The organism is Erythrobacter tepidarius (assembly GCF_002155695.1).
Classification (GTDB): domain Bacteria; phylum Pseudomonadota; class Alphaproteobacteria; order Sphingomonadales; family Sphingomonadaceae; genus Erythrobacter; species Erythrobacter tepidarius.
On sequence record NZ_MUYJ01000002.1, the window covers coordinates 61,819 to 87,537 of the forward strand.

At 67.7% G+C, this 25,719-nt stretch carries 25 protein-coding genes; 5 read left to right on the forward strand and 20 right to left on the reverse strand.

What is annotated here, in order from left to right; genetic code table 11:
- Positions 1 to 122 precede the first annotated feature (122 nt).
- From ftsA to BZF61_RS02140, 19 genes are all read right to left on the reverse strand, one after another.
- Entirely contained in the window at positions 123 to 1,445 is a 1,323-nt protein-coding gene (ftsA, locus tag BZF61_RS02050; RefSeq protein ID WP_086616978.1) for a cell division protein FtsA, read from the reverse strand.
- Positions 1,445 to 2,359 carry a cell division protein FtsQ/DivIB gene (locus BZF61_RS02055; RefSeq protein WP_086616979.1) on the reverse strand — a complete coding sequence of 305 codons (915 nt, stop codon included), beginning with the start codon at positions 2,357 to 2,359 and terminating at the stop codon, positions 1,445 to 1,447. Before BZF61_RS02055 ends, ftsA begins: the two co-directional genes overlap by 1 nt.
- The gene (locus BZF61_RS02060; RefSeq protein WP_086616980.1) at positions 2,337 to 3,356 is read right to left on the reverse strand and encodes a D-alanine--D-alanine ligase; all 1,020 of its coding nucleotides are present in this window, start codon (positions 3,354 to 3,356) and stop codon (positions 2,337 to 2,339) included. Before BZF61_RS02060 ends, BZF61_RS02055 begins: the two co-directional genes overlap by 23 nt.
- Complete coding sequence (murB, locus tag BZF61_RS02065; RefSeq protein ID WP_245804467.1) at positions 3,326 to 4,291, reverse strand: UDP-N-acetylmuramate dehydrogenase; 966 nt, start codon at positions 4,289 to 4,291, stop codon at positions 3,326 to 3,328. The genes BZF61_RS02060 and murB overlap by 31 nt, the downstream gene beginning before the upstream one ends.
- Entirely contained in the window at positions 4,288 to 5,727 is a 1,440-nt protein-coding gene (murC, locus tag BZF61_RS02070) for a UDP-N-acetylmuramate--L-alanine ligase (protein ID WP_086616981.1), read from the reverse strand. The genes murB and murC overlap by 4 nt, the downstream gene beginning before the upstream one ends.
- Positions 5,724 to 6,947, reverse strand: a complete 1,224-nt coding sequence (gene murG / locus BZF61_RS02075) for an undecaprenyldiphospho-muramoylpentapeptide beta-N-acetylglucosaminyltransferase (RefSeq protein WP_086616982.1) — start codon at positions 6,945 to 6,947, stop codon at positions 5,724 to 5,726. The genes murC and murG overlap by 4 nt, the downstream gene beginning before the upstream one ends.
- Positions 6,944 to 8,170, reverse strand: coding sequence for an FtsW/RodA/SpoVE family cell cycle protein (locus BZF61_RS02080; protein WP_086616983.1), 1,227 nt, complete (start codon positions 8,168 to 8,170; stop codon positions 6,944 to 6,946). The genes murG and BZF61_RS02080 overlap by 4 nt, the downstream gene beginning before the upstream one ends.
- On the reverse strand, positions 8,167 to 9,534 hold the full coding sequence (gene murD / locus BZF61_RS02085) for a UDP-N-acetylmuramoyl-L-alanine--D-glutamate ligase (protein ID WP_086616984.1): 1,368 nt from the start codon (positions 9,532 to 9,534) through the stop codon (positions 8,167 to 8,169). The genes BZF61_RS02080 and murD overlap by 4 nt, the downstream gene beginning before the upstream one ends.
- Positions 9,535 to 9,545: 11 nt before the next feature.
- A complete protein-coding gene (mraY, locus tag BZF61_RS02090; protein WP_086616985.1) occupies positions 9,546 to 10,616 on the reverse strand; it encodes a phospho-N-acetylmuramoyl-pentapeptide-transferase in 1,071 nt (356 codons plus the stop codon).
- Between the two features lie 45 nt (positions 10,617 to 10,661).
- Positions 10,662 to 12,149 carry a UDP-N-acetylmuramoyl-tripeptide--D-alanyl-D-alanine ligase gene (locus BZF61_RS02095; RefSeq protein ID WP_086616986.1) on the reverse strand — a complete coding sequence of 496 codons (1,488 nt, stop codon included), beginning with the start codon at positions 12,147 to 12,149 and terminating at the stop codon, positions 10,662 to 10,664.
- Complete coding sequence (locus tag BZF61_RS02100) at positions 12,149 to 13,621, reverse strand: UDP-N-acetylmuramoyl-L-alanyl-D-glutamate--2,6-diaminopimelate ligase (protein ID WP_086616987.1); 1,473 nt, start codon at positions 13,619 to 13,621, stop codon at positions 12,149 to 12,151. Before BZF61_RS02100 ends, BZF61_RS02095 begins: the two co-directional genes overlap by 1 nt.
- Entirely contained in the window at positions 13,621 to 15,345 is a 1,725-nt protein-coding gene (locus BZF61_RS02105) for a peptidoglycan D,D-transpeptidase FtsI family protein (RefSeq protein WP_086616988.1), read from the reverse strand. Before BZF61_RS02105 ends, BZF61_RS02100 begins: the two co-directional genes overlap by 1 nt.
- Entirely contained in the window at positions 15,342 to 15,896 is a 555-nt protein-coding gene (locus BZF61_RS02110) for a hypothetical protein (protein WP_086616989.1), read from the reverse strand. The genes BZF61_RS02105 and BZF61_RS02110 overlap by 4 nt, the downstream gene beginning before the upstream one ends.
- Positions 15,893 to 16,834: a 16S rRNA (cytosine(1402)-N(4))-methyltransferase RsmH gene (gene rsmH / locus BZF61_RS02115; protein ID WP_086616990.1), complete on the reverse strand. Its 942-nt coding sequence runs from the start codon at positions 16,832 to 16,834 to the stop codon at positions 15,893 to 15,895. The genes BZF61_RS02110 and rsmH overlap by 4 nt, the downstream gene beginning before the upstream one ends.
- Positions 16,834 to 17,328 carry a division/cell wall cluster transcriptional repressor MraZ gene (locus tag BZF61_RS02120; protein ID WP_086616991.1) on the reverse strand — a complete coding sequence of 165 codons (495 nt, stop codon included), beginning with the start codon at positions 17,326 to 17,328 and terminating at the stop codon, positions 16,834 to 16,836. The genes rsmH and BZF61_RS02120 overlap by 1 nt, the downstream gene beginning before the upstream one ends.
- Positions 17,329 to 17,682: 354 nt before the next feature.
- On the reverse strand, positions 17,683 to 18,465 hold the full coding sequence (locus tag BZF61_RS02125; RefSeq protein WP_086616992.1) for a motility-associated ABC transporter substrate-binding family protein: 783 nt from the start codon (positions 18,463 to 18,465) through the stop codon (positions 17,683 to 17,685).
- Positions 18,446 to 18,850: a hypothetical protein gene (locus BZF61_RS02130; protein WP_086616993.1), complete on the reverse strand. Its 405-nt coding sequence runs from the start codon at positions 18,848 to 18,850 to the stop codon at positions 18,446 to 18,448. The genes BZF61_RS02125 and BZF61_RS02130 overlap by 20 nt, the downstream gene beginning before the upstream one ends.
- Complete coding sequence (locus BZF61_RS02135; RefSeq protein ID WP_086616994.1) at positions 18,847 to 19,875, reverse strand: cysteine synthase A; 1,029 nt, start codon at positions 19,873 to 19,875, stop codon at positions 18,847 to 18,849. Before BZF61_RS02135 ends, BZF61_RS02130 begins: the two co-directional genes overlap by 4 nt.
- Positions 19,876 to 19,999: 124 nt before the next feature.
- The gene (locus BZF61_RS02140; protein ID WP_086616995.1) at positions 20,000 to 20,317 is read right to left on the reverse strand and encodes a 2Fe-2S iron-sulfur cluster-binding protein; all 318 of its coding nucleotides are present in this window, start codon (positions 20,315 to 20,317) and stop codon (positions 20,000 to 20,002) included.
- Between the two features lie 107 nt (positions 20,318 to 20,424).
- Between BZF61_RS02140 and BZF61_RS02145 the strand changes: the two genes are divergently transcribed.
- The 3 genes from BZF61_RS02145 (at position 20,425) to BZF61_RS02155 (ending at position 23,960) form a co-directional block, all read left to right on the forward strand.
- A complete protein-coding gene (locus tag BZF61_RS02145; protein ID WP_086617161.1) occupies positions 20,425 to 21,042 on the forward strand; it encodes a DNA-3-methyladenine glycosylase family protein in 618 nt (205 codons plus the stop codon).
- 62 nt (positions 21,043 to 21,104) lie between these two features.
- A complete protein-coding gene (locus tag BZF61_RS02150; protein WP_086616996.1) occupies positions 21,105 to 23,078 on the forward strand; it encodes a S9 family peptidase in 1,974 nt (657 codons plus the stop codon).
- 69 nt (positions 23,079 to 23,147) lie between these two features.
- Positions 23,148 to 23,960 carry an SDR family oxidoreductase gene (locus BZF61_RS02155; protein WP_086616997.1) on the forward strand — a complete coding sequence of 271 codons (813 nt, stop codon included), beginning with the start codon at positions 23,148 to 23,150 and terminating at the stop codon, positions 23,958 to 23,960.
- Positions 23,961 to 24,085: 125 nt separating this feature from the next.
- On the opposite strand, the gene BZF61_RS02160 is transcribed toward BZF61_RS02155, so the two are convergent.
- Positions 24,086 to 24,391 carry a 4a-hydroxytetrahydrobiopterin dehydratase gene (locus BZF61_RS02160; protein WP_086617162.1) on the reverse strand — a complete coding sequence of 102 codons (306 nt, stop codon included), beginning with the start codon at positions 24,389 to 24,391 and terminating at the stop codon, positions 24,086 to 24,088.
- Between the two features lie 64 nt (positions 24,392 to 24,455).
- Here BZF61_RS02160 and ccmA point away from each other — a divergent pair, with 64 nt between their 5' ends.
- Both ccmA and BZF61_RS02170 read left to right on the forward strand, forming a co-directional pair.
- Positions 24,456 to 25,070 (forward strand): heme ABC exporter ATP-binding protein CcmA, encoded by a 615-nt coding sequence (gene ccmA, locus BZF61_RS02165; protein WP_086616998.1) that lies wholly within the window; start codon positions 24,456 to 24,458, stop codon positions 25,068 to 25,070.
- The gene (locus tag BZF61_RS02170; RefSeq protein WP_086616999.1) at positions 25,067 to 25,717 is read left to right on the forward strand and encodes a heme exporter protein CcmB; all 651 of its coding nucleotides are present in this window, start codon (positions 25,067 to 25,069) and stop codon (positions 25,715 to 25,717) included. The genes ccmA and BZF61_RS02170 overlap by 4 nt, the downstream gene beginning before the upstream one ends.
- Positions 25,718 to 25,719: the final 2 nt, after the last annotated feature.

Below are 25,719 nucleotides of genomic sequence, written 5' to 3' on the forward strand. Positions count from 1 at the left end.
GCGCGGAATGCGGCCTCTTGACCCTGCTCCCGCCATCCTTTCACCTCTGTGACATAAACAATGTCCACATATTATAGCGGCAATGTCCTTATCCACAGCGCTTGCTCCGAGCCCCCGGGTTATCAGAAATTCTCCCGCAACGCCCGCACCAACTGCATCACCGCCTCGATCCATCCGCGCTGGCGGGCGACGCCACGATAGACCGCCGCGCGCGCGGTGCCCACGGCGCGGATGTCGACTGGGTCCTCGGCAGCATAGAGACACAGCCCTGCCAAAGTCGCAAAGCCGGGCGCATGATGCGCTTCCGGCATCCCGACCAGCTGCGGCGGCCGCCCAAGCCGCACCGGCTGGCCCAGCGCGCCCTGCATGAAATCGGCCATCCCGGCGAGCTCCGCTCCCCCGCCGGTGAGCACCACCTGCCCGGCGCTACGTCCCGAGAAGCCGAGTTCTTTCAGTCCCTTGCCAATCTCACCGGTGAGCAGCGCAAGCTGCTGCGTCACCACGGATACGAGTTCTGCGCGCACGATCCGGTTCTTGTCATCAGCCCCGCGCGCGAGCGGCCCCTTGGCGACGCCTTCGGGCGCATCATTGGGGCCGTTGACCGGGATAAGTTCGCGGTGATCGGCCGGGCTGGCAATCGCCGAACCGGCGACGCACTTGAGCCGTTCGGCCTGGCTGCGACGGATGCCGAAGCTGCTCGCGATCGCGTCGGTGATGTCGGCCGAGCCCATCGCTACGGCCTTCAGGCCAAGCAGCATCCCACCGGCAAAGACCGCGATATTGGAAACATCCGCGCCGATCTCGACCAGCGCCACGCCCAGTTCGCGCTCTTCCATCGTCAGGCAGGCATGGCCCGCGGCGAGCGGCGCGGCCACCACTCCGTCGACCGAGAGGTGCGCATTCTGCACCGCCTCGGTGAGATTGCGCACCGGTGCGCCATCGGCCAGCATCACGTGGATATCCACCCCCAGGCGCTCGGCATGCAGCCCCCGCGGATTGGCGACGCCGTGCGCCCCATCGAGCGTGTAATGCGCCGGCTGGGCGTGCAGCACGGTGCGGCCGTCAGGCTGGATCATGTCCTGCGCCTCGATCAGCAGATGCTCGATATCCTCGTCCTCGATCCAGCGCCCGCCGATCTCGATATCGACCGAGACGACCTGACTGGCTAGCCCCGCTCCGGCGCAGGCAATCCATACCGAGCCGATCTGGGTGCCCGCGCTCCTTTCCGCGCGTTCGACAGCATCGCGGATGGCATGGGCCGCAGCGGCCATGTCGATGACGTAGCCGCGCTTGATCCCGGCGCTGGCGCGGTGGCCCGAGCCGAGCACCTGCAACTCGCCGCTCTCGGTCTCGCCCATGATCATCGCCGAGATGCGGAACGAACCGATATTGACCGCCCCGAAGGTACGGGCGAAGCGGCGCTGCGCGGATGCCTTGGACGCCATCAGAGCGACCCTCCGGCGGCCTTCGCCGCAGCGCCGGAATCGTCTGGCAGCCGCATGTAGAGCCGCGGCGGCGAGCGCATGTCGAAGGCCAGCACCTTGCCGCCCAGCAGGCGGTTCTGTCCGTCGAGCCGCGCGAATTTTACCAGCGCGGTCGCTGCCTCGGTCTCGCCCTCGGGCAGCGCGAGCAGCTGGCCGGTCTTGAAAGTGAGGTTCCAGCGACGATTGCCGACCCATTCGGCGGCCTCGACCTGCGGGGCGAGCGCCGGCGCGGCGGCGAGCAGGGTTTCGAGCCGCCCTGCCTGCCGGCCCGCGCCCGGCCCGACGAGGCGCAGCATCCCCTTGGCCTTGGCCGCGGAGATCGTCTCCAGCTCCACCCCGCCGGCATCGATCAGAACCAGCCGGTCGGGTTTTTCGAGCACCGCGTGGGGTGTGCGCTCGACAATGTCGATCGCCAGCGTGTGCGGCAGCTGGAGCGAGACGCGCGCATCCTTGACCCACGGCAGAGTCTTGAGTTCGGCGCGCAGTGCGGCGACATCCACCTCGGGCATGGCACGGCTCTGCTGCGCGAGCGCGCGGGCATAGACCAGCCGCTCGTCCATCCGCTTGGTTCCGGTAACGCGGACATGGCGAACCTCGAACCCGGCATCGGCGGCGATCTTGGCGACCTGCGCCCGTGCCAGCGCGGGCAACCCGGCAAGGCTGGCGATGATCAGCGCAAGGCCCACCGCCCCGCCGATGATGATCGCGAGCCAGATGCGGCTCCACTGTTCCTCGGTGAAGGGCAAGTGGCCCATCAGCCAGTCGATGAAGCCGCTTGCCTGGCCCGCCGCCTTGCGTGCGCTGACTGCACGGCTCTGCGTCTTGGCACTGCGCCGCACGCCGGTGGTGGAGCTACGCCTGATCTGCTGCGCCATGCGATCCTCCCTTGTGCTGCTTCAAAGCGTGAATCCTGAGCGCTTCGGCCACCAGCAGTTCCACCAGATCGGCATAGGCAATGCCGCAATGGGCCGCCTGTTCGGGCACGAGGCTCAAGGGGGTCATGCCCGGCTGGGTGTTGGTTTCGAGCACGAACAGCCCTTCCTCGCCCGCCTCTTCGTCCCAGCGGAAATCGGTGCGGCTGGTGCCGTGGCAGCCGAGCACCTGGTGCGCCTTGATGGCATAGGCCTCGCACAGGGCGGTGATTGCGGGAGGGAGCCTGGCGGGGAAGATATGCCGGGTGCGCCCTTCGGTGTACTTGTTCTCGTAATCGTAAAAGCCGCTGGCGACGACCAATTCTGTCACGCCCAGCGCGCGCGGGCCATCGGGGCCGTCGAGCACCGCAGCGGTCAGTTCGCGGCCCTTTATGAAGGGTTCGGCGAGCAATTGGGCGAAGTCCTGCCACGGGCCCTTGGCATCCGGCGAGACAGGGTTGCCGACCTCGCTGTTATCGGTGATGATGGCAACGCCCACGGACGAGCCTTCGTTCACCGGCTTCAGCACATAGGGGCGCGGCAGCGGATCGCGTTCAAAAAGCTCCTCGCGCGTCACGATCCGCCCGCCCGGCATGGGGATGCCGTGCGGCACCAGCGCCTGCTTGGTCAGCTGCTTGTCGATCGCGATGACCGAGGTCGCAAGGCCCGAATGGGTGTAGGCCAGGCCCATCAGGTCGAGCATCCCCTGCACGCTCCCGTCCTCGCCCGGCACACCGTGGAGCGCGTTGAAGACGACATCGGGCCTGGCCTCATGCAGACGCAGCGCAACATCGCGCCCCATGTCGATCCGCGTGACGCGGTGGCCCTTGCTTTCGAGCGCATCAGCCACGCCCGCGCCGCTGGTGAGCGAGACCTGCCGCTCGTTGGCCCAGCCACCCATCAGGACGGCGACGTGAAGTTTAGGCAGAGTCACGGACGTCCCACGCGCTGAATTTCCCATTCAAGGCTCACGCCGGTCGCGGCATAGACCTTGTCGCGCACCAGTTCGCCCAGCCCTTCGATGTCGGCGCTGGTCGCGGTGCCAGTGTTGATGAGGAAGTTGGTGTGCTTCTCGGAAACCTGCGCACCGCCCAGCGTAAGGCCGCGGCAGCCGGCGCGGTCGATCAGTTCCCAGGCCTTGTGGCCTTCGGGGTTCTTGAAGGTCGATCCGCCGGTCTTGGTGCGCAGCGGCTGGCTCGCCTCGCGCGCGGCGGCGATGCGGTCCATCTCCGCGCCGATGTCTTTCGGATCGCCCGGATGCCCCCGCAAGCGAGCCGAAACGACAATCGCCCCCTCGGGCAGGGCGGAGTGGCGGTAGGAATAGTCGAGTTCCTCGGCATTCAGCGTGATGAAGCTGCCGTCATGCAGGATCACCGCGCAGTCGAGCAGCACATCGGCGACCTCGCGCCCATAGGCACCGCCGTTCATCCGCACGAAGCCGCCCACCGTGCCGGGAATGCCGCGCAGGAACTCGAGGCCCGCGATGCCGAGGTCGCGCGCGGTCGAAGAGACGAGGATACCGCTCGCCCCGGCACCGCAGGTCAGTTCCATCTCGCCCGTGTGCGCGACCTTGGCGAAGCTCTTGCCGAGCCGCACCACCACGCCGGGCACCCCGCCATCACGCACGATCATGTTCGAGCCGAGGCCCAGCGCCATGACCGGAATTTCCCCGCCCAGACGTTCAAGGAAAGTCTTGAGATCCCCAAGATCAGCCGGCTCGAACAGCCAGTCGGCCGGCCCGCCGGTCTTGAACCAGGTGTAGGGCGCGAGCGGGGCCTTGCAGGTGAGCTTGCCGCGAATGCCCTCCAGCGGCACGGGCGCGGCCACCGCCCCCTCGACCGCGCAGGTCGGGGCCGAGCCGTCATCGAAGACGAAGCTGTCGCCGGGCTGGTTCATGCCGCCTGCGCCTCCCGCTTTGCCGCAATGGCAGGCGCAAGGCCCGCCGCCCACTTGGTGATGTCCCCCGCGCCGAGGCACACCACCAGATCGCCGGGCGCGATCTCCTCAACCAGCGCATCCGCGAGCGCATCCGCCCCGGCAATCGCGCGCGCGGCACGGTGCCCGCGCGCCTTCATCCCGGCCACCAGCGCCGCGTGATCGACGCCGGGGATCGGCTCCTCGCCCGCCGGATAGACCGGAGCGACATAGGCAATATCGGCGTCGTCGAAGCACGACTGGAAATCGTTCATCAGATCCCTGAGGCGCGAATAGCGGTGCGGCTGGGCGACCGCGATCACCCGGCCCCCGCTCGGCCCAACCGCCTCGCGCGCGGCGGCGAGCACGGCGCGGATTTCGACGGGGTGGTGGGCGTAATCGTCGATCACGGTGACATTGCCGCCATCAAGCGCCACGCTGCCCACCTTGGTGAAACGGCGCCTTACGCCGCCGAAACGGGCAAAACCGGTGCGGATCACCGCGTCGCTACAGCCCATCTCGACCGCCACGGCAATCGCCGCAAGCGCGTTCTGGACATTGTGACGCCCGGGCATCGGCAGGTGCACACCTTCGATCCGGCGATCCTCCAGACCGCGCTGGCGCACGATCACGTCAAAGCTATTGCCCCCGTTGTCCGCACGCACGTTGACCCCGCAGATGTCGGCCTGGAGCGAGAAGCCATATGTTACCACCTTGCGATCACGCACCTGCCCGATCACCGCCTGCACCTCGGGGTGATCGACGCACAGCACCGCCGCGCCGTAAAAGGGCACGTTCTGGATGAACTCGACGAAGGCCTTTTTCACCCCGTCGAAATCGCCGTAGTGATCGAGATGCTCGGGATCGATGTTGGTGACCACCGCGATGGTTCCATCGAGGCGCAGAAAGCTGCCGTCGCTCTCGTCGGCCTCCACCACCATCCAGTCGCTGTCACCCAGCCGCGCGTTCGAACCATATTGTTCGATGACCCCGCCATTGATCACGGTCGGATCGATTCCTCCCGCATCGAGCAAGGTCGCAATCATGCTGGTCGTCGTGGTCTTGCCATGGGTGCCCGCCACCGCAATGGTGGACTTCAGCCGCATCAGTTCCGCCAGCATCTCCGCGCGGCGCACCACGGGAATGCGTGCCTCCAAGGCAGCAACGACTTCGGGGTTGGTACGGCGCACGGCGGTCGAGGTGACGACCACCGCCACGCCGGCGACGTTCTCGGCCTTGTGGCCGACGTGCACGGTGATCCCGCGCGCGCGCAGACGCTCGACGCTCGGCCCTTCGGCGATGTCGCTGCCCTGCACCTGATAGCCCAGATTGTGCATCACCTCGGCGATGCCGGACATGCCGATCCCGCCGATGCCGACGAAGTGGATGATGCCGATGTCGGTGGCGACGCCCTTCATGTGTCCGCCCGCTCCCTCGCCGCTTCATGCGAGGCGGTCTGCGCACGGGCGCTTACCTGCTTGGCGCGCGGGATTGCCTCGCCCACGCGGATCACATCCATCAGATCGATCCCGCTCATGCTCTCCACCAGATCGGCCAAGTCCTTTGCCGCATCGGGCCGGCCGCAATTGAAGGCGCAATGCGCCGCGTTGGCGAGGCTTTGCGGATTCATCGCCATCGCCTGGATCTGCTTGGCCAGCTCCTTGGGCTGGAAGGCATCCTGGCGGATCATCCGCGCGCCGCCGGCCTTCACCATCTCGCGGGTATTGGCGGCCTGATGGTCGTCGGTCGCGATCGGCAATGGCACCAGAATGGCAGGCCGGCCCACCGCGGTCAGTTCCGCAATCGTCGAGGCGCCCGCGCGACCGATGAACAGGTGCGCATCGGCCAGCCGTTCGTGCATGTCCTCGAAATAGGTGCCGAGTTCGGCGGGAATGTCATGCTCGGCATAGCGCTTGCGCACCGCTTCAAGGTCTTCCGCGCGGCATTGCTGGATCACCTGCAAGCGCTGGCGCAGCGCCGGCGGCAACATGGCAAGACCATCGGGCACCACCTCGGACAAAACGCGCGCACCTTGCGAACCGCCGGTGACAAGGATCCGGAACAGGCTTTCCTCGGTGAAGGCGGGGAAATCCTGTTCGCGCAGGGCGAGCACCTCGGCACGCACCGGATTGCCGGTCAGGTGCACCTTGGCGGCATGCCGGGGATGGAGCCTCTCGACCTTGTCGAAGGAGGTCGCGATCGCATCCACCCGTCCGGCCAGCAGCCGGTTGACCCGACCCAGCACCGCGTTCTGCTCGTGCACCACGCTCGGCAGCTTTGCCGAGATCGCGGCGAGCAGCGCGGGCAGCGCCGGGTAGCCGCCGAAGCCGACAATTGCGGAAGGCGCGAAGGCTTCGAACAGACGCAGCGCCATGCGCCGCCCTTCGAGCACCGCGCGCAGAGCGGCGGGCCAGCCCAGCGGGTTCTTGCCGAACCGGCCGGCGGGCAGGACATGGGCGGTGAGATAGTCGGGCTTGCCGGGGATGATCGCCCCACGCTCGTCGGTGATCAGCGCGACGTGATGGCCGCGCGCGTGCAGCTCTGCGGCAAGCGCGAAGGCCGGGATCAGATGGCCGCCGGTGCCGCCTGCGGCAAGCACGTAATGGCGGTTCGCTCCGCTGCGGGGCTGCTGGGTCATGCGCTCAGGTCCTTGCGTTCGATCAGGTCGCGCAGTCTCCCCGCCTCGCGGGCGAGGAACGGGTTGCGACGGGTGATCGCCAGCAATAGCCCAAGCGTTAAGCACACCGCCAGAGTCGATGAGCCGCCATAGGAAATCAGCGGCAGCGTCATCCCCTTCGAGGGAAACAGCTTGAGATTGACGAGAATGTTGATGAAGGCCTGTCCGCCGAACTGGGTGACGAGGCCGACACCCGCAAGCAGCGCAAACAGATTGTCTTCGCTCACCATCCGTATCAGCACGCGGATAACCAGCGCAGCATAAAGCGCGACGATGAGTGCGCAGGTGATCAGCCCGAACTCCTCGCCGATCACCGAGAAAATGTAATCGGTATGCGCTTCGGGCAGGTTCATCTTGCGCACCCCGAGCCACAAGCCGCTGCCGGTCCACCCGCCCGCGGTGATGGTGCGCTGGGCCAGATCGACCTGATCGAAAGCGGTGCCGCCGCCGAGGAAGCTGTCGATCCGGTGCCGGGCATTGTCATAGAACAGGTAGGCGAGCATCAACGCCACCACACCCGCACCAATCAGCGCGCCGATGCGCTGCCAGGCCACGCCCGCCAGCAGCACCATCACCAGCCAGATGCCGCCGAACAGGATCGCATCGCCGAGGTTGGGCTGCGCCATCAGCAGCGCCGCGATCAATGCCAGAAAGCCGGTGACGAAACCGATCACCGGCAGGCTTGCATCGCGCGGCTTCCAGCTCAGCACCCAGGCGCAGATGATCGCAAAACCGGGCTTGAGGAATTCCGACGGCTGGAGGCTCATGCCGAGGTTGATCCAGCGCCGCGCACCGTTCTTTTCCTCGCCGATGATTGGCACCACGAACAGCAGCGCGAGCATGATCGCGCCCACCAGAATGCCGAGCCGCCGCGCCTGATCGCGCGACAGGAAGGACAGGGCCACCATCAACGAGAGGCCAAGCAGCTGGAACACCACATGACGCTTGAAGAACATGAACGCGTCGAGCCTGACGCGCGCGGTCGAAAGCTGGTCAGCGCTCGCGGGCGAGGCCGCGGCGACCGCCAGCAACCCGATGCCCATCAGCGTCACGATCAGGCCGAGCAGCACCTTGTCGATCTCGCGCCACCAGATGCGCAGATTGTCGCGCCAGCGGCGTTGCACCACGGCAGGCGGAAGATAGGCCCCGGCACCGGCGCGGGCAGAGCTGGCGGCGCCGTTCATGGCAGGATGCTCCGCCCGGCGCTGTCCACTTCGCAGCCGGTCATCGCGCCAACCATCTGGCGGAAGTGGGTGCCGCGCTTCTCGTAGTCGCGAAACTGATCGTAGGAGGCGCAGGCGGGCGAGAGCAGCACCACCTCTCCCTCACGTGCGGCATCGTGCGCGCGGCGCACCGCTTCGCTGATCAGTTCGCAGCGCTCGACCGGCACACCGGCCGCTTCAAGCAGCTCTGCAAACATCGGTCCGGCTTCTCCCACCGTATAGGCCGCCGCGACATTGGCGAGGTGATCGGCGCAGGCGCCAAGCCCGTCTTGCTTGGGCAGCCCGCCGACGATCCAGTGAATGCGCGCTGCTCCGCCATTGATCGCCGGATCCGGAGGAAAGGCGGCGAGCGCGGGTGCGGCAGAAGCGGCGTTGGTCGCCTTGCTGTCGTTGATATAGACAACCCCCGCAGCCTCGCACACGCGCTCCATCCGGTGGGGGAGGCCCCGATAGGTCGCAAGCCCCGCGGCGATCTGCGCATCGCTCAGGCCGAGCTGGCGGCAGATCGCCGCCGCCACGGCCGCATTCTGGGCATTGTGCGGCCCGGCCAGCGAGGGCGAGCGCCCTTCGGCCAGCCCCGCCGCCGCAAGATCGGCAGTCTTCACCCGAACCAGCGGCTTGCCCGCAGTCTCCAGCCCCTCGGCGATCGCGATGGTCGGCTCGTCCTCGGCGCAGATCACCGCTGTCCCGTACTCCTGCATCTGGAACAGCCGTTCCTTCGCTGCCGCATAGGCCGCGAAGTCGGCGTAGCGATCGAGGTGATCGGGGGTGATATTGGTCAGCGCGGCGACGTCGCAATCGAGCGTGAAGGTGAGATCGATCTGGAAGCTCGACAGTTCGAGCACATAGACCCCGCCTTCCGGCAATGGCGCCTGCCCGAGGATCGGATCGCCGATATTGCCGCCCATCACCGTCGGCACGCCCGCTGCGGCGAGGATGTGATGCACCAGTGCGGTGGTGGTCGACTTGCCATTGGTGCCGGTAATGCCCACCACGCGGTGCGGCGGCAGATGCGCGCGCGCCATCGCGAACAGCTCGATATCGCCGATCACCGGCAGGCCGTATTGCCACACGTGCGGGCCGATCGGGTGGCTGTTGAGCGGCACGCCGGGCGAGACCACCACCCCGGCAAAGCCGGTGAGATCCAGCTCCAGCGGGTCGATCAACCGGCAGCGGCCCGCGAACGGCTCGCGCGCATGGGGCTGGCGGTCCCACGCGATCACTTCCGCCCCGCTCGCCAGCAAAGCCTCGGCCGCAGCCGCGCCCGAACGCGCAAGCCCCAGCACCGCAAAGCGCTGACCGGCAAAGGCGGGAGAGACGATCACCGGGCCGTTCCTTACCTCAGCTTCAGCGTCGAAAGGCCGATCAACGCGAGCACGATGGCGATGATCCAGAAGCGGATCACCACCTTGCTCTCGCTCCAGCCGAGCTGTTCGAAATGATGATGGATCGGGGCCATGCGGAACACCCGTCTGCCGGTGCGCTTGAACCAGAACACCTGCACGATGACGCTCACCGCCTCAAGCACGAACAAGCCGCCGACGATCGCCAGCACGACTTCGTGATGCGAGGCAACCGCGATCGCGCCCAGCGCCCCGCCAAGCGCAAGCGAGCCGGTATCACCCATGAAAACCGCCGCCGGCGGGGCATTGAACCACAAAAAGGCAAGCCCCGCTCCCATGATCGCCGCGCAGAAGATCGCCAGCTCGCCTGCCCCCGGCACATGCGGGATGCCGAGATAGGCGCTGAAATCCGCCCGGCCGACCAGATAGGCGATGATCGCAAAGGTGCCGGCCGCGATGATCACCGGCATGATCGCCAGCCCGTCCAGCCCGTCAGTGAGGTTGACCGCATTGCCCGCGCCCACGATCACGAAAGCGGCAAACACGTAGTAGCCCGGCCCCAGCGGAATGCTGACCCCCGAAAGGAAGGGCAGGTAAAGGTTGGTGTTGATCTGGGTGACGATGATCCATGCGGCGAGACCGGCCACCAGGAATTCGCCCGCCAGCCGGACGCGCGCCGGAACCCCGGCATGGCTGTGCTTCGAGACCTTGTCGTAATCATCGAGGAAACCGATGAGGCCAAAGCCGATGGTGACGGCGAGGCAGGCCCAGACGAAGGGGCTCGCCAGGTTCATCCAGAGCAGCAGCGACAGCGTCAGCGCGGTCAGGATCATCAGCCCGCCCATGGTCGGCGTGCCGCGCTTGGCGAGATGCGCCTGCGGCCCGTCCTCGCGGATCGGCTGGCCCTTGCCCTGGCGCACGCGCAGCAGGTTGATGAAGCGCGGCCCGATCACCAGGCCGATCAGCAGCGCGGTGATCAGCGTCGCGCCGGCGCGGAAGGTCTGGTAGCGCACCAGATTGAAGATGCCTTCGAAGCCCAGCCAATCGGCAAGCAGATAGAGCATTCAGTCGTTCCTCGGCGCCCTTGGCACCTCACGGCGCGGCGGGCCTCAGCCTCCTGCTGCGGCCTCGGCAGGGGCGTTATCGGTAAAGTGTGACACCAGCCGGCCAAGACCGACCGAGTTGGAGCCCTTGACCAGCACCGCGTCTCCCGGGGCAAGACCATATTGCTCCAGCAGCGCGATGGCTTCGGCAGGAGTTCGGCAATGCGCGAAGGTGGTGGCCTTGCCAAGCGGAGCGCCGGCGAGTTTCCCCAGTTCCTCGGCAAGCGCGCGCATCTCCTCGCCGACGAGGATCGCGTGCTTGACCCCCGCCTCGGCAATGGGTTCGGCCAGTTGGCGGTGGAAGGCATCGGCAAAGTCGCCGAGTTCCTTCATGCTGCCCAGCACCGCGAGGCGGCGGGTCGCGGGGGTGGCCGCCAGCGCCTTGAGCGTGGCGCGCATCGATGCCGGGTTGGCATTGTAGCTTTCGTCGATCAGCAACGCGGTGCCACCGGCAACGGCGATGGCATGGCGCGCGCCGCGGCCTTTCAGTCCGCCCAGTTCGGCGAGCGCAAGACCGGCTGCCCCGAGATCGCCCCCGGCCGCGCGCACCGCCGCCATCACGCCCAGCGAGTTGACGATCCAGTGCTCGCCCGGCTCGGCAATCGTGTAGCAGATCCGCCGGTCGCCGAGATCGGCGGTGACCAGCGCCCCGCCGCCCGCCGCCGGGATCGCATCGAGCAGCCGCACATCGGCATCGGCAGTGCGACCGAAGGTGACGATTCTGGCGCCGCAATCGCGGGCATGGCCGATCATGCGTTCGGCCCATTCGCTGTCGGCCGGAATGATCGCGGTGCCGCCCGGCATCAGCCCCTTGAAGATGTCCGACTTCTCGTCCGCGATCGCCTCCAGGCTGCCGAGGTTCTCGATATGCGCGGGCGCGATGGTGGTGATCAGCGCGACATGGGGGCGGACGTGAGCGCTGAGCGGCGCGATCTCGTGACGGTGGTTCATCCCCATCTCGAACACGCCGAATTTGGCCCGGGCCGGCAGGCGCGCCAGACTGAGCGGCACGCCAACATGGTTGTTGTAGCTGCGCACCGAGCGATGCGCCGCACCCCGGCTGGCGCGATCGAGGCAAGCGAAAATCGCCTCCTTCATGCCGGTTTTTCCGACCGAGCCGGTGATGCCGATACGGATCGCTTGTGAACGCTCACGCGCACAATGAGCGAGATCGTGCAATGCCTTCGTGGTGTCTTCGACCAGCACATGCGGATAATCGACCGGGCGATCGACGATCGCAGCGATGGCACCTTTTTCAAAGGCTTGGGGTATGAATTTGTGACCGTCCATCGCTTCGCCCTTGAGCGCGACGAAGACATCGCCGGGCTTGACATCGCGCGAGTCCATTTCGACGCCCGAGGCTTGGAAATCATGGCTGGCAGTGCCTCGACACGCCGCTTCGATTTCCGCCGCCGTCCACAGCGCCAGGGGCAGCGCGTCGCGGGGAGTGATCGGCCAATGATGCAAGAGTGGATGGGCAAGCGATGCGTTCATCACATCCGCCCTCCCGCACATTCGCGCGCCACCTCGACATCATCGAATGCTTCGACCCGCATATTCTCTCCTGATCCAAATATCTGTCCCTGTTCGTGGCCCTTGCCCGCGATCAGCACAATGTCGCGCGCGCCGGCTTCGGCGATGGCGGCGGCGATGGCCGCGCGCCGATCCCCGATCTCGCGCAGGCCCGTGCCGCCCGCCACGATCGCGGCCCGGATCGCGACGGGATCTTCGGAGCGCGGGTTGTCGTCGGTGACGATCGCAAGATCGGCCGCCCGCGCGGCAACCGCGCCCATTTCCGGGCGCTTGCCGGCATCGCGGTCGCCGCCCGCGCCGAACACCACGATCAGCTTGCCGCCCTCGGCGACGTGCGGCCGCAGCGCGGCCAGCGCCGCCGCCAGCGCATCGGGCGTGTGCGCATAATCGACATAGATCGGGGCGCCCGCGGCATTGATCGCCGCGCGCTCGAGCCGCCCGCGCACCGGCTGGAGCCGGCTCAGCGCGTCGAACACCACGCCCGCGCCCATGCCCGTCGCCATCGCCAGCCCCGCGGCCACCAGCGCGTTGGCGGCCTGATAGGCGCCGATGAGCGGCAGATTGACCTTCCGGGTCTCGCCTTCATGTTCGATGTGAAGAAGTTGGCCCAACTGCCCCGCCTGGCGCAAGACCAGCCGCAGGAAATCCCCGCCCTCGCCCACCGTGCGCACATCGAGCCCGCGTGCGCGCGCGGTGGCGATCGCCCTGGCAGTCCATGGCGAACCGTCGCCCGCGTCATGGATGATGGCCGGACTGCCGGGCGCGACCACCTCGGCAAACAGCCGCATCTTCGCCGCGAAATAGGCCTCCATCGTGCCGTGATAATCGAGATGGTCGCGGCTGAAATTGGTAAAGGCGCCGGCGGCAAGGGTCGGCCCCTCGTTGCGATACTGATCGAGACCATGGCTCGATGCCTCGTAGGCGACGTGGGTCACGCCCTCGCGGGCCAGACCGGCCAAGTTGGAAAGAAAGGTGACGATGTCCGGGGTGGTGAGGCCGGTCGCGACGGATTCGTCGGGAGTTGTCACGCCGAGCGTGCCGATGCTCGCCGCGCGTTCACCGCCCATGCGCCAGATCTGGCGGGTCATCTCGACGGTCGAGGTCTTGCCGTTGGTGCCGGTGACCGCGACGATGACCGCCGGCACAGGCGAAAAGAAGGCTGCGGCAAGGCGCGCGAAGGCGCGCCGGGCGGTGACATCGGCGATGTGGACCGCACCTTCGACGCGGGCTTGGGGACGCGCGACGACTGCCACCGCCCCGGCCTCGATCGCCGCGGGGATAAAATCCTCGCCGTTGAATTTCGCACCGGGAAAAGCGCCGAACACGGTGCCGGGCGCCACCTTGCGGTGATCTATGGCAAAGCCGGTCACGGCCACATCGGCCGCCGCCGGGATGGCAAGCCCGGCGCGTTGCAGCAGATCGCCCAGCCGCATCAGTGCTTTTCCACCAGATAGGCGAGGTCCGAGATGTCGACATCGCGGCTCTCGTCGGGCTGCACGCCCAGCATCGGGCCGATCCGCGGCACCAGCCGTCCCACCACCGGCGCGGCGGTGAAGGCGGCGGTGCGCTGGAAGCTGCTGGCGAGCGTGGCCTTGGGTTCGTCAATCACCACCACCACCACATAGCGCGGCGCGTCCATCGGGAAGGCGGCGGCGAAAGAGGACACGAGCGCGGTCTTGTTGTAGCCGCCCGCGCTGGCCTTTTCCGCCGATCCGGTCTTGCCGCCCACGCGGTAGCCCTTGGCATCGGCGTTGCGACCGGTGCCGTAGAGCGAGATCATGCGCAGCATCTGGCGCATGCGCGAGGAGGTGGATTCCTTGAATACCCGCCGACCGCGCGGCACTTTGGCCGGATCAAGCTTCATCAGCGTGGCCGGCCGCCAGATCCCGCCATTGACCATCGCGGCATAGGCGCTGGCCAGATGCAGCGGGCTGACGGCCAGGCCGTGGCCGAAGCCGACCGTCATGTTGGTGACACGGCTCCACGGCCCGCGCGGGAAGATCGGACGCCCGCGCGCGGGCAGTTCGATGAAGGGGCGGCGGTCCATGCCCAGATCAATCATGGCCCGGCGCATCCGTTCCGGGCCGAGCGCATCGGCAATCCGCGCGGTGACCGTGTTGGACGAATGCACCAGCGCCTGGGGCACGTTGAGGCTCGGTCCCATCGGGTGCGAATCCTTGATCGTGCGGCGGCCGACCGGCACCGGCGCGGCATTCCATGGCTGGCCGAGATCGCGCACCACGCCCGCATCCATCGCCGCCGCGACGGTAAGCGGCTTGAAGGTCGAGCCAAGCTCATAGACCCCGTTGGTGACCCGGTTGAACACATTCGTTGCCCCGCTCGCGCCCGCCACGTTGGGATCGAACTCGGGCAGACTCGCCATCGCCATCACTTCGCCGGTCTGGACATCGAGCACGACACCCGCCGCGCCGATCGCGTTGGTCGCCAGCATCCCGCGCCGCAATTCGTCCTCGAGCGCGCCCTGCACCCGCACGTCGAGCGAAAGCGACACCGGCTCGCCGCGCAGGTCGGGATGGGTCAGGCGCCGTTCGAGCACCTCCTCCATCCCGACCTTGCCGCCTTCGCCCTCGACCACATAGCCGAGCACATGCGCCGCAAGCGTGCCCTGCGGATAGTGGCGATCGGTCTCGCGCGGGATCTCGAGCGCGATCTCGCCCAGCGCGAAGACCTTGTTCGCTTCCTCGGGCAGGATCCGGCGGCGCAGATAGCCCGGACGGCCGGACGCGAGACGCTGCGCCATGCGCGCCTCGTCGATATCGGGGAAGATCGCCTTCAATGCGCGTGCGACCTCTCGCGGCGAGCGCACCAGCGGCGAGCCGGTGTCGCCCATCGCCTTGGGATCGAACCACAGCGCATAGGCCGGGAAGGCACGCGCCAGCGGCACGCCGTGGCGATCGGTGATCTCGCCGCGCGGCGGCAACAGCGCATCTTCCAGACTGGTGCGCTCGGGCCCCTGCCCGGCCAAGGCGAGCGAGGCGATCCGCACCAGCGCGGTCAGCGCCACCAGCGCAAAGCCAGCCACCACCCACAGCACGCGCACACGCGCAGTCCACAGCAGGCGGGCGCGCAGGTTGACGCGCTGGATCCGGCCGGCAGGGATCGAGGGGACAGCTGCGGCGGCAGCCAGTGCGCTCATTCGCTCAGCCCCGCTTCACCGGCGGCCTTGGCGCGCATGGTCTGGGCCTGGGCTGGGCGGATCGGCGAGGCTTCGATCAGGAAATCACCGAAGGCCTCGGTGAACACTTGCCCGACATCCTTTTCGCTCGCGGCGGAAGCGAGCGTAACCTTCGCGCCCGAGACCGGCGAGCGCATCGGCCCGGGCCTGATCGCAGCGCTGCCGCCGTCCGCTTCGGCCCGGGCAAGCATGATCGGCGCGGGCGCATCGCGGCCGGGCCGCTGACCGAGGCTGGCCAGCTGGCGTTCGCTCTCAAGGAACTGGTCGGCGCGCGGGGCCTCGTAGCCGAACTCAACCGCATTCCACGCGGCCAGCTGGCGCTGGCTGGCACGGGTCTCGAACTCCGTCTCGAGCAGCAGTGTCTCGCGCTTGAGCGCAAGGATCTCGCGCTCGGCAAGCAGCACCTCGCTCTTCACCGCATGAACCTTGAAGCCGAGGATGATCACCGCCGCGGCGCACATCGCCAACACCGCCATCCACCCCAGCGAACGCGCCCGACTGCTGGTCATCATGCAGCAATGCTCCTTGCCGGTGCGCCGGTGCGGATCGCATGGCGCAGGGTGGACGAACGGGCGCGCGGGTTGCGCGCGATCTCCGCCTCGGAAGGCCGGATAGCCTTGGAAACGCGGGTGAAGGTCGGCGCGGGGCCGGGGATTTCCCCGGGCAGGTGGCGCGACACGGCACGGCCTGCGCCGCTTGCCGACTTGAAGAAGTGCTTGACGATGCGGTCTTCAAGGCTGTGGAAGCTGACCACGGCGAGCACCCCTCCCTCGGCCAGCAGGGCTTCGGCCGCGGCAAGGCCGGCCTCAAGCTCGCCCAGTTCATCGTTCACATGGATCCGCACCGCCTGAAAGGTGCGGGTCGCCGGGTCTTTCCTGTCGTGCGGCTTGTGGCCCAGCGCGCGGCGCACCACCCGCGCCAGATCGCCAGTGGTCGCCAGCGGGCGCGCGGCGACGATAGCGCGGGCAACGCGCCGCGACTGGCGCTCCTCGCCATAGCGATAGAGCACGTCGGCGATCGCTTCCTCGTCGGCGGTGTTGAGGAAATCGGCCGCGCTTTCACCGGCCTGGCTCATGCGCATGTCGAGCGGGCCGTCATGCATGAAGGCAAAGCCGCGCGCGCCGCGATCGAGCTGCATCGAGGAGACGCCGATATCCATCACCACCGCATCGACCTGCGGCACGCCGGCTGCGGCCAGTTCCTCGCGCATCGCCGAAAAGCGCGCGGCGTAAAGCGTGAGGCGACCTTCATAGCGCGCCACCAGCGCTTGGCCGGCGGCGATCGCGTCGGGATCGCGGTCGAAGGCATGAACCCTGGCGCCGGCTTCGAGCAACGCGGTGCTATAGCCGCCCGCACCGAAGGTCGCATCGACAATGGTCATGCCGGGACGCGGGGCGAGCACGGCGATCACCTCGTCAAGCAGCACAGGAATATGGGGCGCATCGCTCATCAGGCACCGCCCTTTCTGGCAGCGGCAAGCAGCTTTGCACAGGCCGCCTGCGCGCCTTTCCACTCCGGACCCATGCGGGCGAGCTCGTCGGGGTTCCAGATGAAGAAAAAGTCGCCCGCGCCCTGGAAGTAAAGCCCGTCGCCGACTTTGCCGAGATCGCGCAGATGATCGGGCATGACGAAGCGGCCGCTGTCGTCGAAGGGCAGCTGCTCGAAGCCGAACAGCTGCTGGGCACGCACATCGCGGTCGAAATCGTGCAGGCCGAGACGGATCGCCCGTTCTTCCTCGCGCTCGAGCTGGGCATTGAGCTGCTCCTTGCGCGACAGGCCGAAGCCGATCAGGCAGTCGAAGCGGTCATGCGCCGCAAGACACAGGATGCGGTTGCCGCCGGAGCTTTCCCTAACCGCCTTGCGGAAGGCGGGCGGCAGGACGAAGCGACCCTTGTCGCCCGCCGGCGAGAAGGCCTGCCCGCTATATCCTCCAAAGGCTGACACGCCCCGATCCCTTCCGCCCCGCTCTGCGACACGCCTTCTCCCCTTCCGCCCGCGCGCAGGCGCAGGCGGCTTTCCGATCCCTCCGACCGGAAACGGCACGAACCAGCATGTCTGATGGACCTTGTTCATATGGAAGAAGGCCTGGGGATGGAAGGGATTTTTACGGGAAAAGACGGGAAAACTCGTTACATTGTTGTTTTATATTATTTTAGTTTCAAATGGCGAGCCTCAGGAAAGCGCGCGAATTGGCCCGAAAACCCCTGTTTTCGGGGATCAAACCCTGCTTTCCCGCGATTTCCCGAAGATCCTGCGCCCGCGAGTCCCACCCCTTCCCGCATTTTCCCGTGGCAGTCGCTAATCGAATACCGAGGAGAGCAATGCCAGCAGCACCTCGCCTTCGGCGCCGGCCAGTTCGGGATGTTCGAACAGGGCCGCATCGGCGATCAGCGTTGCCCGCCCCTTGCCGATGGCACAGCTTGCCGCCGCCGCACCCGCGAGCAACCGGCATTGTCCGGCCGCCGCATCGGTCAGCGCGATACGGCCCGCGAGCACGAGCGGCAGCCTGGCTTCGCCGAGCGGCGCTTGCGTCACTTGCGGCTGCTGCGCCGCGTCGAAACTGATGGCCAGCCCCCAGCGCGCCACCACCGGGGGGACCAGCGCGCTATCCACCGGGCGACGCGGATCGCCCAGCGGGCCGTCGTATTCGCCTGTCAGCATCGGATCGAGCACGAGCAGCAGGCGCCCGCCGCGACGCACCCAGGCGTCGAGCGCGACATTGTCGGCCGGGGCCAGCCCGCGCGGCTGGATCACCGCCAGCCGGGCGAGGCCGGCAAGCGGGTCGGTGTCCGGCGCATCGGGGGATAGAGCGGGAACCGGTGAGAGCGTATCGAGCGGCACCAGCACGAAGCGCGTCTCGATCGCGCGGCGCTGCCACGGCGGGATAGCGCGCCCGGCGGCGATGTCGGCGAGCTCCGCATCGGCCTGCCAGTAGAGCGGCAGGCTGGTCATCAGCCCCAGTTCGGGGCGCTGGTCCGGGGTACTTGCCGCCGGAGCGGCATCGCATCCCCCCAAGGCCAGCAGCGCCAGCGCAGCGATCAGCGCCGGCAGAGCGCGGCGGCTACTGCCCCTGATTGCCATTGCCCGGCGCAGGCGGCGGCAGATCGAGCGGGGCGACCGGCGATGGGCTCGGCTCGGCGGCAATATCCGGGACCACCCCGGCATCGGCGAGCGGATTGGCCTGGCTCGGCGTCGGACTCGGCTCGGTGGTGGGTGCGGCATCGGGAACGGCCGCTTCCTCGGTAACGTCGGCCTGGCTGCCGATGATGCTGGCAAGGCCCACCAGCAGCACCATCGCGGCAATCCCGAACACCCCGATCTGGAGACGCTGGATCGCTTCCTGACGCTCAGCGCTGAGCGGTGGTTCGCGCTCGGCAATGGTTTCCGGCGCATCGCGGCGCTCGGCCGAGAACAGGCTGCGCTGGGTCAGCATGCGCAGGCGCACAAGCAGCGACACTTGCGTCATGCCCCCACGATTTGCGGCCGCGCGAGCCAGTCGAACACCGGCAGTCCCTTGGCCGCCAGCCACTCGGGATTGTAGAGCGTCGAGAGGTAGCGGAAACCGGTGTCGCACAGGATGGTGACAACCTGCGGGTTGGATCGGCCTTCCGCGACCAGCTCCTTGCCCAATTCCACCGCGCCGGCGACGTTGATGCCCGAGCTGAGGCCGAGGCACAGCCCCTCCTCCCTGAGCAACCGCGCGACCCACACGAGGCCTTCCTCGTCGCTGATGCGGTACTGCGTATCGATCACGGCGCCTTCGAGGTTGGCGGTGATGCGCCCCTGCCCGATGCCCTCGGCCACCGACGAGCCTTCGGCGCGCAGTTCGCCGTGGGCGTAATAGTTGTACAGCGCCGCGCCGTGCGGATCGGTGAGCGCAATGCGGATGTTCTCGTCAAAGGCCTTGAGCCCGAGGCCCACGCCCGCAATCGTCCCGCCGGTGCCCGCCGCGCAGGTGAAACCGTCGATCCGGCCTCCGGTCTGCTGCCAGATTTCGGGCGCTGTGCCCTCGATATGGGCGCGGCGGTTGGCGATGTTGTCGAACTGGTTGGCCCACACCGCACCCGGCGTTTCCTCGGCCAGCCGGCGCGAAGTGTGGACGAAATGGCCGGCATCGGCGAATTTGGTCGGCGGCACCAGCACCAGCTGCGCGCCCAGCGCCCGCAGCGTGTCCATCTTTTCCTTGGACTGGTTGTCGGGCATGACGATGATCGTCTTGTAGCCGCGCGCATTGGCCACCAGCGCGATGCCGATCCCGGTGTTGCCCGCGGTGCCTTCCACCACCGTGCCGCCGGGCCGAAGCTCGCCGCGCGCCTCGGCATCGCGGATGATCCACAGGGCCGCACGATCCTTCACCGAGGCGCCGGGATTGGCGAACTCGCACTTGCCCCAGATGTCACAGCCAGCCGCAGCCGAAGGCCCGGCAAGACGCACAAGCGGGGTGTTGCCGATGAGCGAGAGCGTGTCGCCGAAGGGGCGGGTGATGTTCATGGGCACAGAATTAGGCACTCGCAACGCGCGCCGCAATGTCGAAGTCCGGCAAGCCAGATCCGACACCGCTGCGACCCGCAGGGCAAGGCGTCCTTCAGGGCCAGTGGCCAGCCGCTTGGACGGCTCAATCTTCCGGGGCGATGGTGACGTGCAGGCCGTCCAGCTCGGCGGTGAAGGGGATCTGGCACGACAGGCGGCTGGTGGGAACGCGATGGTCGCTCGATTCCAGCAGGTCGTTCTCGTCCTCGCTCATCGCGGGCAGCTTGTCGGCAAAGGCCGGATCGACATGCACATGGCAGGTCGCGCACGAACAGCACCCGCCGCACAGCGCCAGCAGTTCGTCAAAGCCGTTATCGCGGATCGCTTCCATCACGGTGAGGCCGTCATCCACGGTGATCTCGGTGGTTTCGCCTTGGCGATTGGTGACGACCAGTCTGGGCATGGGCTCGGCTTCCTTTTCGGCTGTTGCGCGCAATAATGCGCGCTGGGAGAGTGGTTGAGGCGCTGCTAAGGCAGTCTGAAAGCCAAGGCAAGATGAGGAAAGTGGCAGTGGGCCTGACAGGCGAAAGATTGCGGGCCGACCTCGACGCTCTCGCTGCGCGTGAGCCGCGGCTGGCGCGCGCGCTGGCGCGGATCGGCTATCCCGAGCCGCGCATCCGCGAGCGGGGCTACAAGACCCTGCTGCGCACGATCGTCGGCCAGCAGGTCTCGGTCGCGGCCGCCGCCTCGATGTGGCGCAGGCTGGAGGCGGAACTGGGGCCGGACTTCACCCCCGCCTGCCTGCTCGAGCGCGATTTCGACACCCTGCGCGCCTGCGGCCTCTCGCGCCAGAAACAGAGCTATGCCCGAAGCCTGTGCGCGCTGGTGGCGGCGGGCGAACTCGATTTCGCCGCGCTCCCCGCCGATGACGAGGAGGCGATTGCCCTGCTCACCCGGATCAAGGGCATCGGGCGCTGGTCGGCCGAGATCTACCTGCTGTTTGCCGAAGGACGCCCGGATATCTGGCCGGCCGGCGATCTGGCGCTGCAGGAAGGGGTCAGACGCCTGCTGGATCTGCCCGAACGCCCGACGGAAAGGGCGACCCGCGCACTAGCCGAGGACTGGGCGCCGCAGCGCGGCAGCATGGCGATCTTCACCTGGCATTTCTACGCCAATCCCGCAATCTAGGCGAGGCAGCGCGGGTTGCAGTCGGGAGCTTGGTGTCTTATCTGGGCAATACAGGAGAAACCATGGCCCGACATCCCGATACCGCCCCTCTCATCCCGCGCGCCGCGCTGATGGGCAATCCCGTCCGCGCGCAGGGCAAGGTCAGCCCCGACGGGCGCTGGCTGAGCTGGCTTGCGCCGCTCGATAGCGTGCTGAACGTGTGGATCGCGCCCCGATCCGATCCCGGCGCCGCCCGGGCCATCACCCGCGCCGAACGGCGCCCGATCCGCCAGCACTTCTGGGCTCCGGATTCGAGCGCGGTGATGTATATCCAGGACAAGGACGGGGACGAGAACTTCCTGCTCTATCGCGCCTGCCTGACCAGCGGCGCGCAGACCTGCCTCACCCCGTTCGAGAACACCCGGGTCGAGCTGATCGCGATCTCGGCGACCATCCGGGACAAACTGCTGATCGGCCTCAACAACCGCGATCCGCAGTGGCACGATGCCTATCTGCTCGACCTCGCCAGCGGCACGCTCACGCTGGTGCTGGAGAACAATGCCTATGCCGGGTTCGAGGCGGATGACACGCTCACCTTGCGCATGGCGATGCGGCAAAATGCCGAGGGCGGGACCGATTACTTCCGGATCGAGGACAATGTGGTCGCGGCCGAGCCGTGCGAGACCACGGCAATGGAGGATTCGCTGACGACCGCGCCGGTGGGCTACACCACCGACGGCGGAACGCTCTACTGGATCGATAGCCGCGGGCGCGACACCGCCGCCCTGTTCGCGCAGGACACCACGACCGGCGCGCGCACCCTGATTGGAGCGGATGAGCGCGCCGATATCAGCCAGACCCTGCGCCATCCGCTGACCGGCGTGATCGAGGCCTATGCGGTGACCTATCTCACCACCTGCTGGCACGCCACCGATCCGGCCATGGCCGCCGCGCTGGCATGGCTGGGTGAGCGGCTGGAGGGCGATTTCGGGATCAACAGCCGCACCGATGACGACAGCGTGTGGATCGTCTGGAACGATCCGCTCACGCGCCCGCTTTTGACCTATATCTTCGATCGCACCGCGATGACGCTGACCCCGTTCTATACCACGCGCCCGGATCTCGAAGGCGCGCCGCTGCAGCCGATGCACCCGGTCGAGATCGCCAGCCGCGATGGTCTTACCCTGCCCTGCTATCTCACCCTGCCGCCGGGCAGCGATGGCGATCGCGACGGGGTGCCGGACCAGCCTGTGCCGATGGTGCTGCTGGTCCATGGCGGCCCCTGGGCGCGTGACACCTACGGCTTCAACGCCGCCCACCAGCTGCTCGCCAATCGCGGCTATGGCGTGCTCAGCGTCAACTTCCGCGGCTCGACAGGGTTCGGCAAGGCCTTTCTCAATGCCGGCAACCGGCAGTGGGGCCTGAAGATGCACGATGATCTGATCGACGCGGTCGACTGGGCCGTGGCGCAGGGCATCGCGCTGCCCGACAAGATCGCGATCATGGGCGGATCCTACGGCGGCTATGCGACGCTGGCGGGCCTTGCCTTCACGCCGGAGGTTTTCGCCTGCGGGGTGGATATCGTCGGCCCATCGAACCTTGAAACCCTGCTTGCCACCATTCCGCCCTACTGGGCGCCGCTGGTGAAGGTGTTCCACGAACGCATGGGCGACCCTGCGACCGAGGAAGGACGGGCGCTGCTGCGCGCGGCCAGCCCGCTCTACAAGGCCGACCGGATCACGCGTCCGCTGCTGATCGCGCAAGGGGCGAACGATCCCCGCGTCAAGCAGGCCGAAAGCGATCAGATCGTCGCTGCGATGCGGGCGGCGGGAATCCCGGTCACCTATGTCCTTTTTCCTGACGAGGGCCACGGCTTTGCCCGGCCGGAAAACAACATCGCCTTCTTCGCCATCGCCGAGAACTTCCTCGCCGAATGTCTCGGCGGCCGGGCCGAGCCGATCGGCGATGCGCTGCGGCCGGCGAGCGCGCAGGTCATCGAAGGCGCAGGCCATGTAAAAGGTCTGGCAGCGGCGCTGGCCCAAGCGAGCGCGGGCTGATTTGCCCTGCTGACAAGCCTGCCCATCCGCTCTAGATGGGTTGCAAAGAGCAATCGGAGAGGGATCAGCATGGCAAGCCGGCGCAGCATCTTCATCACCGGCGGAGCATCGGGCATCGGCCGCGCCGTCGCCCGCCATTTCGGCGAACGCGGCTGGTTCGTGGGGATCGCCGACATCAATGTCGAAGGCATGGAGGACACGCTCGGCCTGATCGAGGGCGGGTTCAAATACATGCACCGGCTCGACGTGCGCGACCGGGCGGCGTGGGACGAGGCGCTGGCCGCCTTCAACACCGCCGCCGGATCGCGCATCGACGTGGTGGTCAACAATGCCGGGATCGGCACCGGCGGGCCGCTCGCCGAGCTCGACAAGGACGAGATCGACCGCTGCCTCGACATCAACCTGCGCGGGGTGCTCTACGGGGCGCAGGCGGCCTATCCCTATCTGAAGGCGAGCGCGCCCGGCTCGGCATTGGTCAACATCGCGAGCGCCGCCGGGCTGACCGGCGGCAGCGGAATGAGCGTCTATTCCGCCACCAAGTTCGGTGTGCGCGGGGTGGCCGAGAGCCTCGATGCCGAATGGGCGGCGGACGGGATCAAGGTCTCCTCGATCTGCCCCAGCTTCATCGACACCCCGCTGCTCGACGGCACCGGCAACCGCAACAGCAACGAGAACATCCGCACCCGCGTGACCGCCGCGGGACTCGAGATCACCCCGGTCGAGGAAGTGGCCGAGGCGGTGTGGCAGGCGGTGCACGGCGAGGAGCTGCACTACCTCGTCGGCAAGACCGCCCGCCGGCTTGCCTTCGCCAAGCGCTGGATGCCGGGCAAGGTGCGCAAGCAACAGCGCGCCGCGGGGCGGCAGGGCTTGCTGGGAAGGTGAGTTGGGCGTTTTTGTCCGCATCGCCTCCGCGATGCGAAATCCTCGCTCATGCGACCTGAAGGTTGTGTCGCTACGGGCCCGCGTTTGCGCTTGCGGCCCGTCGCTTGGCGGGCGAACTTGCCCGATCAGTTACCGACGATCCTATCGATTTCGCTCGCCAGCCGCGCATCGCGCGCCGACAGCCCGCCGCTTGTCCCGGCATCATGCGTGGTCAGCGTCACCTCGACGCGGTTGTAAACGTTGAACCATTCGGGATGGTGATCCTGCGCTTCGGCCAGCAAGGCCACGCGCGACATGAAACCCCAGGCCTCGGAAAAATCCTTGAAGCGGAAGGTGCGGGCAATCGCCTTGCCCTCGCGCGCCAGCGTCCATTCGGGGTGCCGACCGAGCAGCGCGGAGATTTCTTCGCAGGTGAGTTCGGGGACGGACATCGAAGGCATCCTTGATTGCAGATCGCTTGTTCGCGCGGCCGCTTTTCCCTAACGCTGCGCGCCAATGCAAGCCTTGCCGCCGTTCCTCGCTGCCGAAAGCCTCGCCTGCCGCCGCGGCGAGCGGCTGCTGTTCCGGCGGCTGTCGTTCCGGCTGGAGGCCGGGTCGGCGTGCCATGTGACCGGCGCGAACGGGGCGGGCAAGACCACGCTGCTGCGCGCCTTGGCGGGCCTTACCACGCCCTTTGCCGGAGAGGTGCGGCGCGAGGGCGCGCTGGCCCTGCTCGACGAACGCAGCGGGCTGGAGCCTGACCTGCCGCTGGGCCGTGCGCTGGACTTCTGGTTCGGGCTGGACGGCGCGACGGATGGCGACGCGGTCATGCGGCGGCTGCGCCTTGATGCGCTTGCCGAGGTCCCGGTGCGCTTCCTTTCGACCGGGCAGCGCAAGCGCGCCGCGCTCGCCAGGGTGCTGGGGCAGGCCGCGCCCGTGTGGCTGCTCGACGAGCCGCTCGCAGGCCTCGACATCGCCTCCCAAGGCTTGGTGAGCGCGCTGGTGCGCGAGCATTGCGCCGCAGGCGGAATCGCGCTGATCGCCTCGCACCAGCCGCTCGATGTGCCGGGCATGACAAGCTTCGCCATCGAGGACTTCGCGCCGGCCGAAACCGAGGACGCGGAGGCATGACCGCCGCCCTGCTCCGCCGCGACCTCGCGCAGTTCTTCCCCTTCACCGGCAGCGGGGCGGCGCTTCCCACCGTGTTCTTCGTCGCGGTCGCCATGCTGTTCCCCTTCGCGGTCGGGCCGGATGCCAAGATCCTCGCCAGGACCGGCGGCGGGGTGGTGTGGATCGCGGCGCTGCTGGCGGCGATCCTGCCTCTGGAAAGGCTGGTGGCGCGCGACATCGAACTGGGCTTCTTCGACCAGCTGAGGCTGCGCGGCATGGCCGAAGAGACCATGATGGCGGTGCGCCTTGCCGCCCACTGGCTGAGCTTCGGCCCACCGCTGGTGCTGGCGACCTTCCCGGCGGCCGCGCTGCTCAGGATCGAGGGCGAGAGCTTCTCTCTCTTGCTGCTCGGCCTGCTGGCGGGCACGCCGGGCCTTGCCGCCATCGGCTTGATGATCGCCGCGCTGACCGCCAGCCTGCGCGCGGGCGCGGCGCTTTCGGGCCTGCTGCTGATCCCGCTTGCCCTGCCCGTCCTGATCTTCGGCGCGGGCGCGCTCGCCCGTCAGGATCACGTGAGCCTCGGTTTCGTTGCCGCCATAAGCCTCGCGCTGGTGGCACTCGCGCCCTTTGCCGCCGGGGCCGCGATCCGCGCGGCAAGGGAGAATTGACC

Coding starts and splice junctions, on each gene's coding strand:
- ftsA (WP_086616978.1), bottom strand. CDS start 1,445: ATGGCGTCCAAGGCATCCGCGCAGCGCCGCTTCGCCCGTACCTTCGGG.
- BZF61_RS02055 (WP_086616979.1), bottom strand. CDS start 2,359: ATGGCGCAGCAGATCAGGCGTAGCTCCACCACCGGCGTGCGGCGCAGT.
- BZF61_RS02060 (WP_086616980.1), bottom strand. CDS start 3,356: ATGGGAAATTCAGCGCGTGGGACGTCCGTGACTCTGCCTAAACTTCAC.
- murB (WP_245804467.1), bottom strand. CDS start 4,291: ATGAACCAGCCCGGCGACAGCTTCGTCTTCGATGACGGCTCGGCCCCG.
- murC (WP_086616981.1), bottom strand. CDS start 5,727: ATGAAGGGCGTCGCCACCGACATCGGCATCATCCACTTCGTCGGCATC.
- murG (WP_086616982.1), bottom strand. CDS start 6,947: ATGACCCAGCAGCCCCGCAGCGGAGCGAACCGCCATTACGTGCTTGCC.
- BZF61_RS02080 (WP_086616983.1), bottom strand. CDS start 8,170: ATGAACGGCGCCGCCAGCTCTGCCCGCGCCGGTGCCGGGGCCTATCTT.
- mraY (WP_086616985.1), bottom strand. CDS start 10,616: ATGCTCTATCTGCTTGCCGATTGGCTGGGCTTCGAAGGCATCTTCAAT.
- BZF61_RS02095 (WP_086616986.1), bottom strand. CDS start 12,149: ATGAACGCATCGCTTGCCCATCCACTCTTGCATCATTGGCCGATCACT.
- BZF61_RS02100 (WP_086616987.1), bottom strand. CDS start 13,621: ATGCGGCTGGGCGATCTGCTGCAACGCGCCGGGCTTGCCATCCCGGCG.
- BZF61_RS02105 (WP_086616988.1), bottom strand. CDS start 15,345: ATGAGCGCACTGGCTGCCGCCGCAGCTGTCCCCTCGATCCCTGCCGGC.
- BZF61_RS02110 (WP_086616989.1), bottom strand. CDS start 15,896: ATGATGACCAGCAGTCGGGCGCGTTCGCTGGGGTGGATGGCGGTGTTG.
- rsmH (WP_086616990.1), bottom strand. CDS start 16,834: ATGAGCGATGCGCCCCATATTCCTGTGCTGCTTGACGAGGTGATCGCC.
- BZF61_RS02125 (WP_086616992.1), bottom strand. CDS start 18,465: ATGGCAATCAGGGGCAGTAGCCGCCGCGCTCTGCCGGCGCTGATCGCT.
- BZF61_RS02130 (WP_086616993.1), bottom strand. CDS start 18,850: ATGACGCAAGTGTCGCTGCTTGTGCGCCTGCGCATGCTGACCCAGCGC.
- BZF61_RS02135 (WP_086616994.1), bottom strand. CDS start 19,875: ATGAACATCACCCGCCCCTTCGGCGACACGCTCTCGCTCATCGGCAAC.
- BZF61_RS02140 (WP_086616995.1), bottom strand. CDS start 20,317: ATGCCCAGACTGGTCGTCACCAATCGCCAAGGCGAAACCACCGAGATC.
- BZF61_RS02150 (WP_086616996.1), top strand. CDS start 21,105: ATGGCCCGACATCCCGATACCGCCCCTCTCATCCCGCGCGCCGCGCTG.
- BZF61_RS02155 (WP_086616997.1), top strand. CDS start 23,148: ATGGCAAGCCGGCGCAGCATCTTCATCACCGGCGGAGCATCGGGCATC.
- BZF61_RS02160 (WP_086617162.1), bottom strand. CDS start 24,391: ATGTCCGTCCCCGAACTCACCTGCGAAGAAATCTCCGCGCTGCTCGGT.
- ccmA (WP_086616998.1), top strand. CDS start 24,456: ATGCAAGCCTTGCCGCCGTTCCTCGCTGCCGAAAGCCTCGCCTGCCGC.
- BZF61_RS02170 (WP_086616999.1), top strand. CDS start 25,067: ATGACCGCCGCCCTGCTCCGCCGCGACCTCGCGCAGTTCTTCCCCTTC.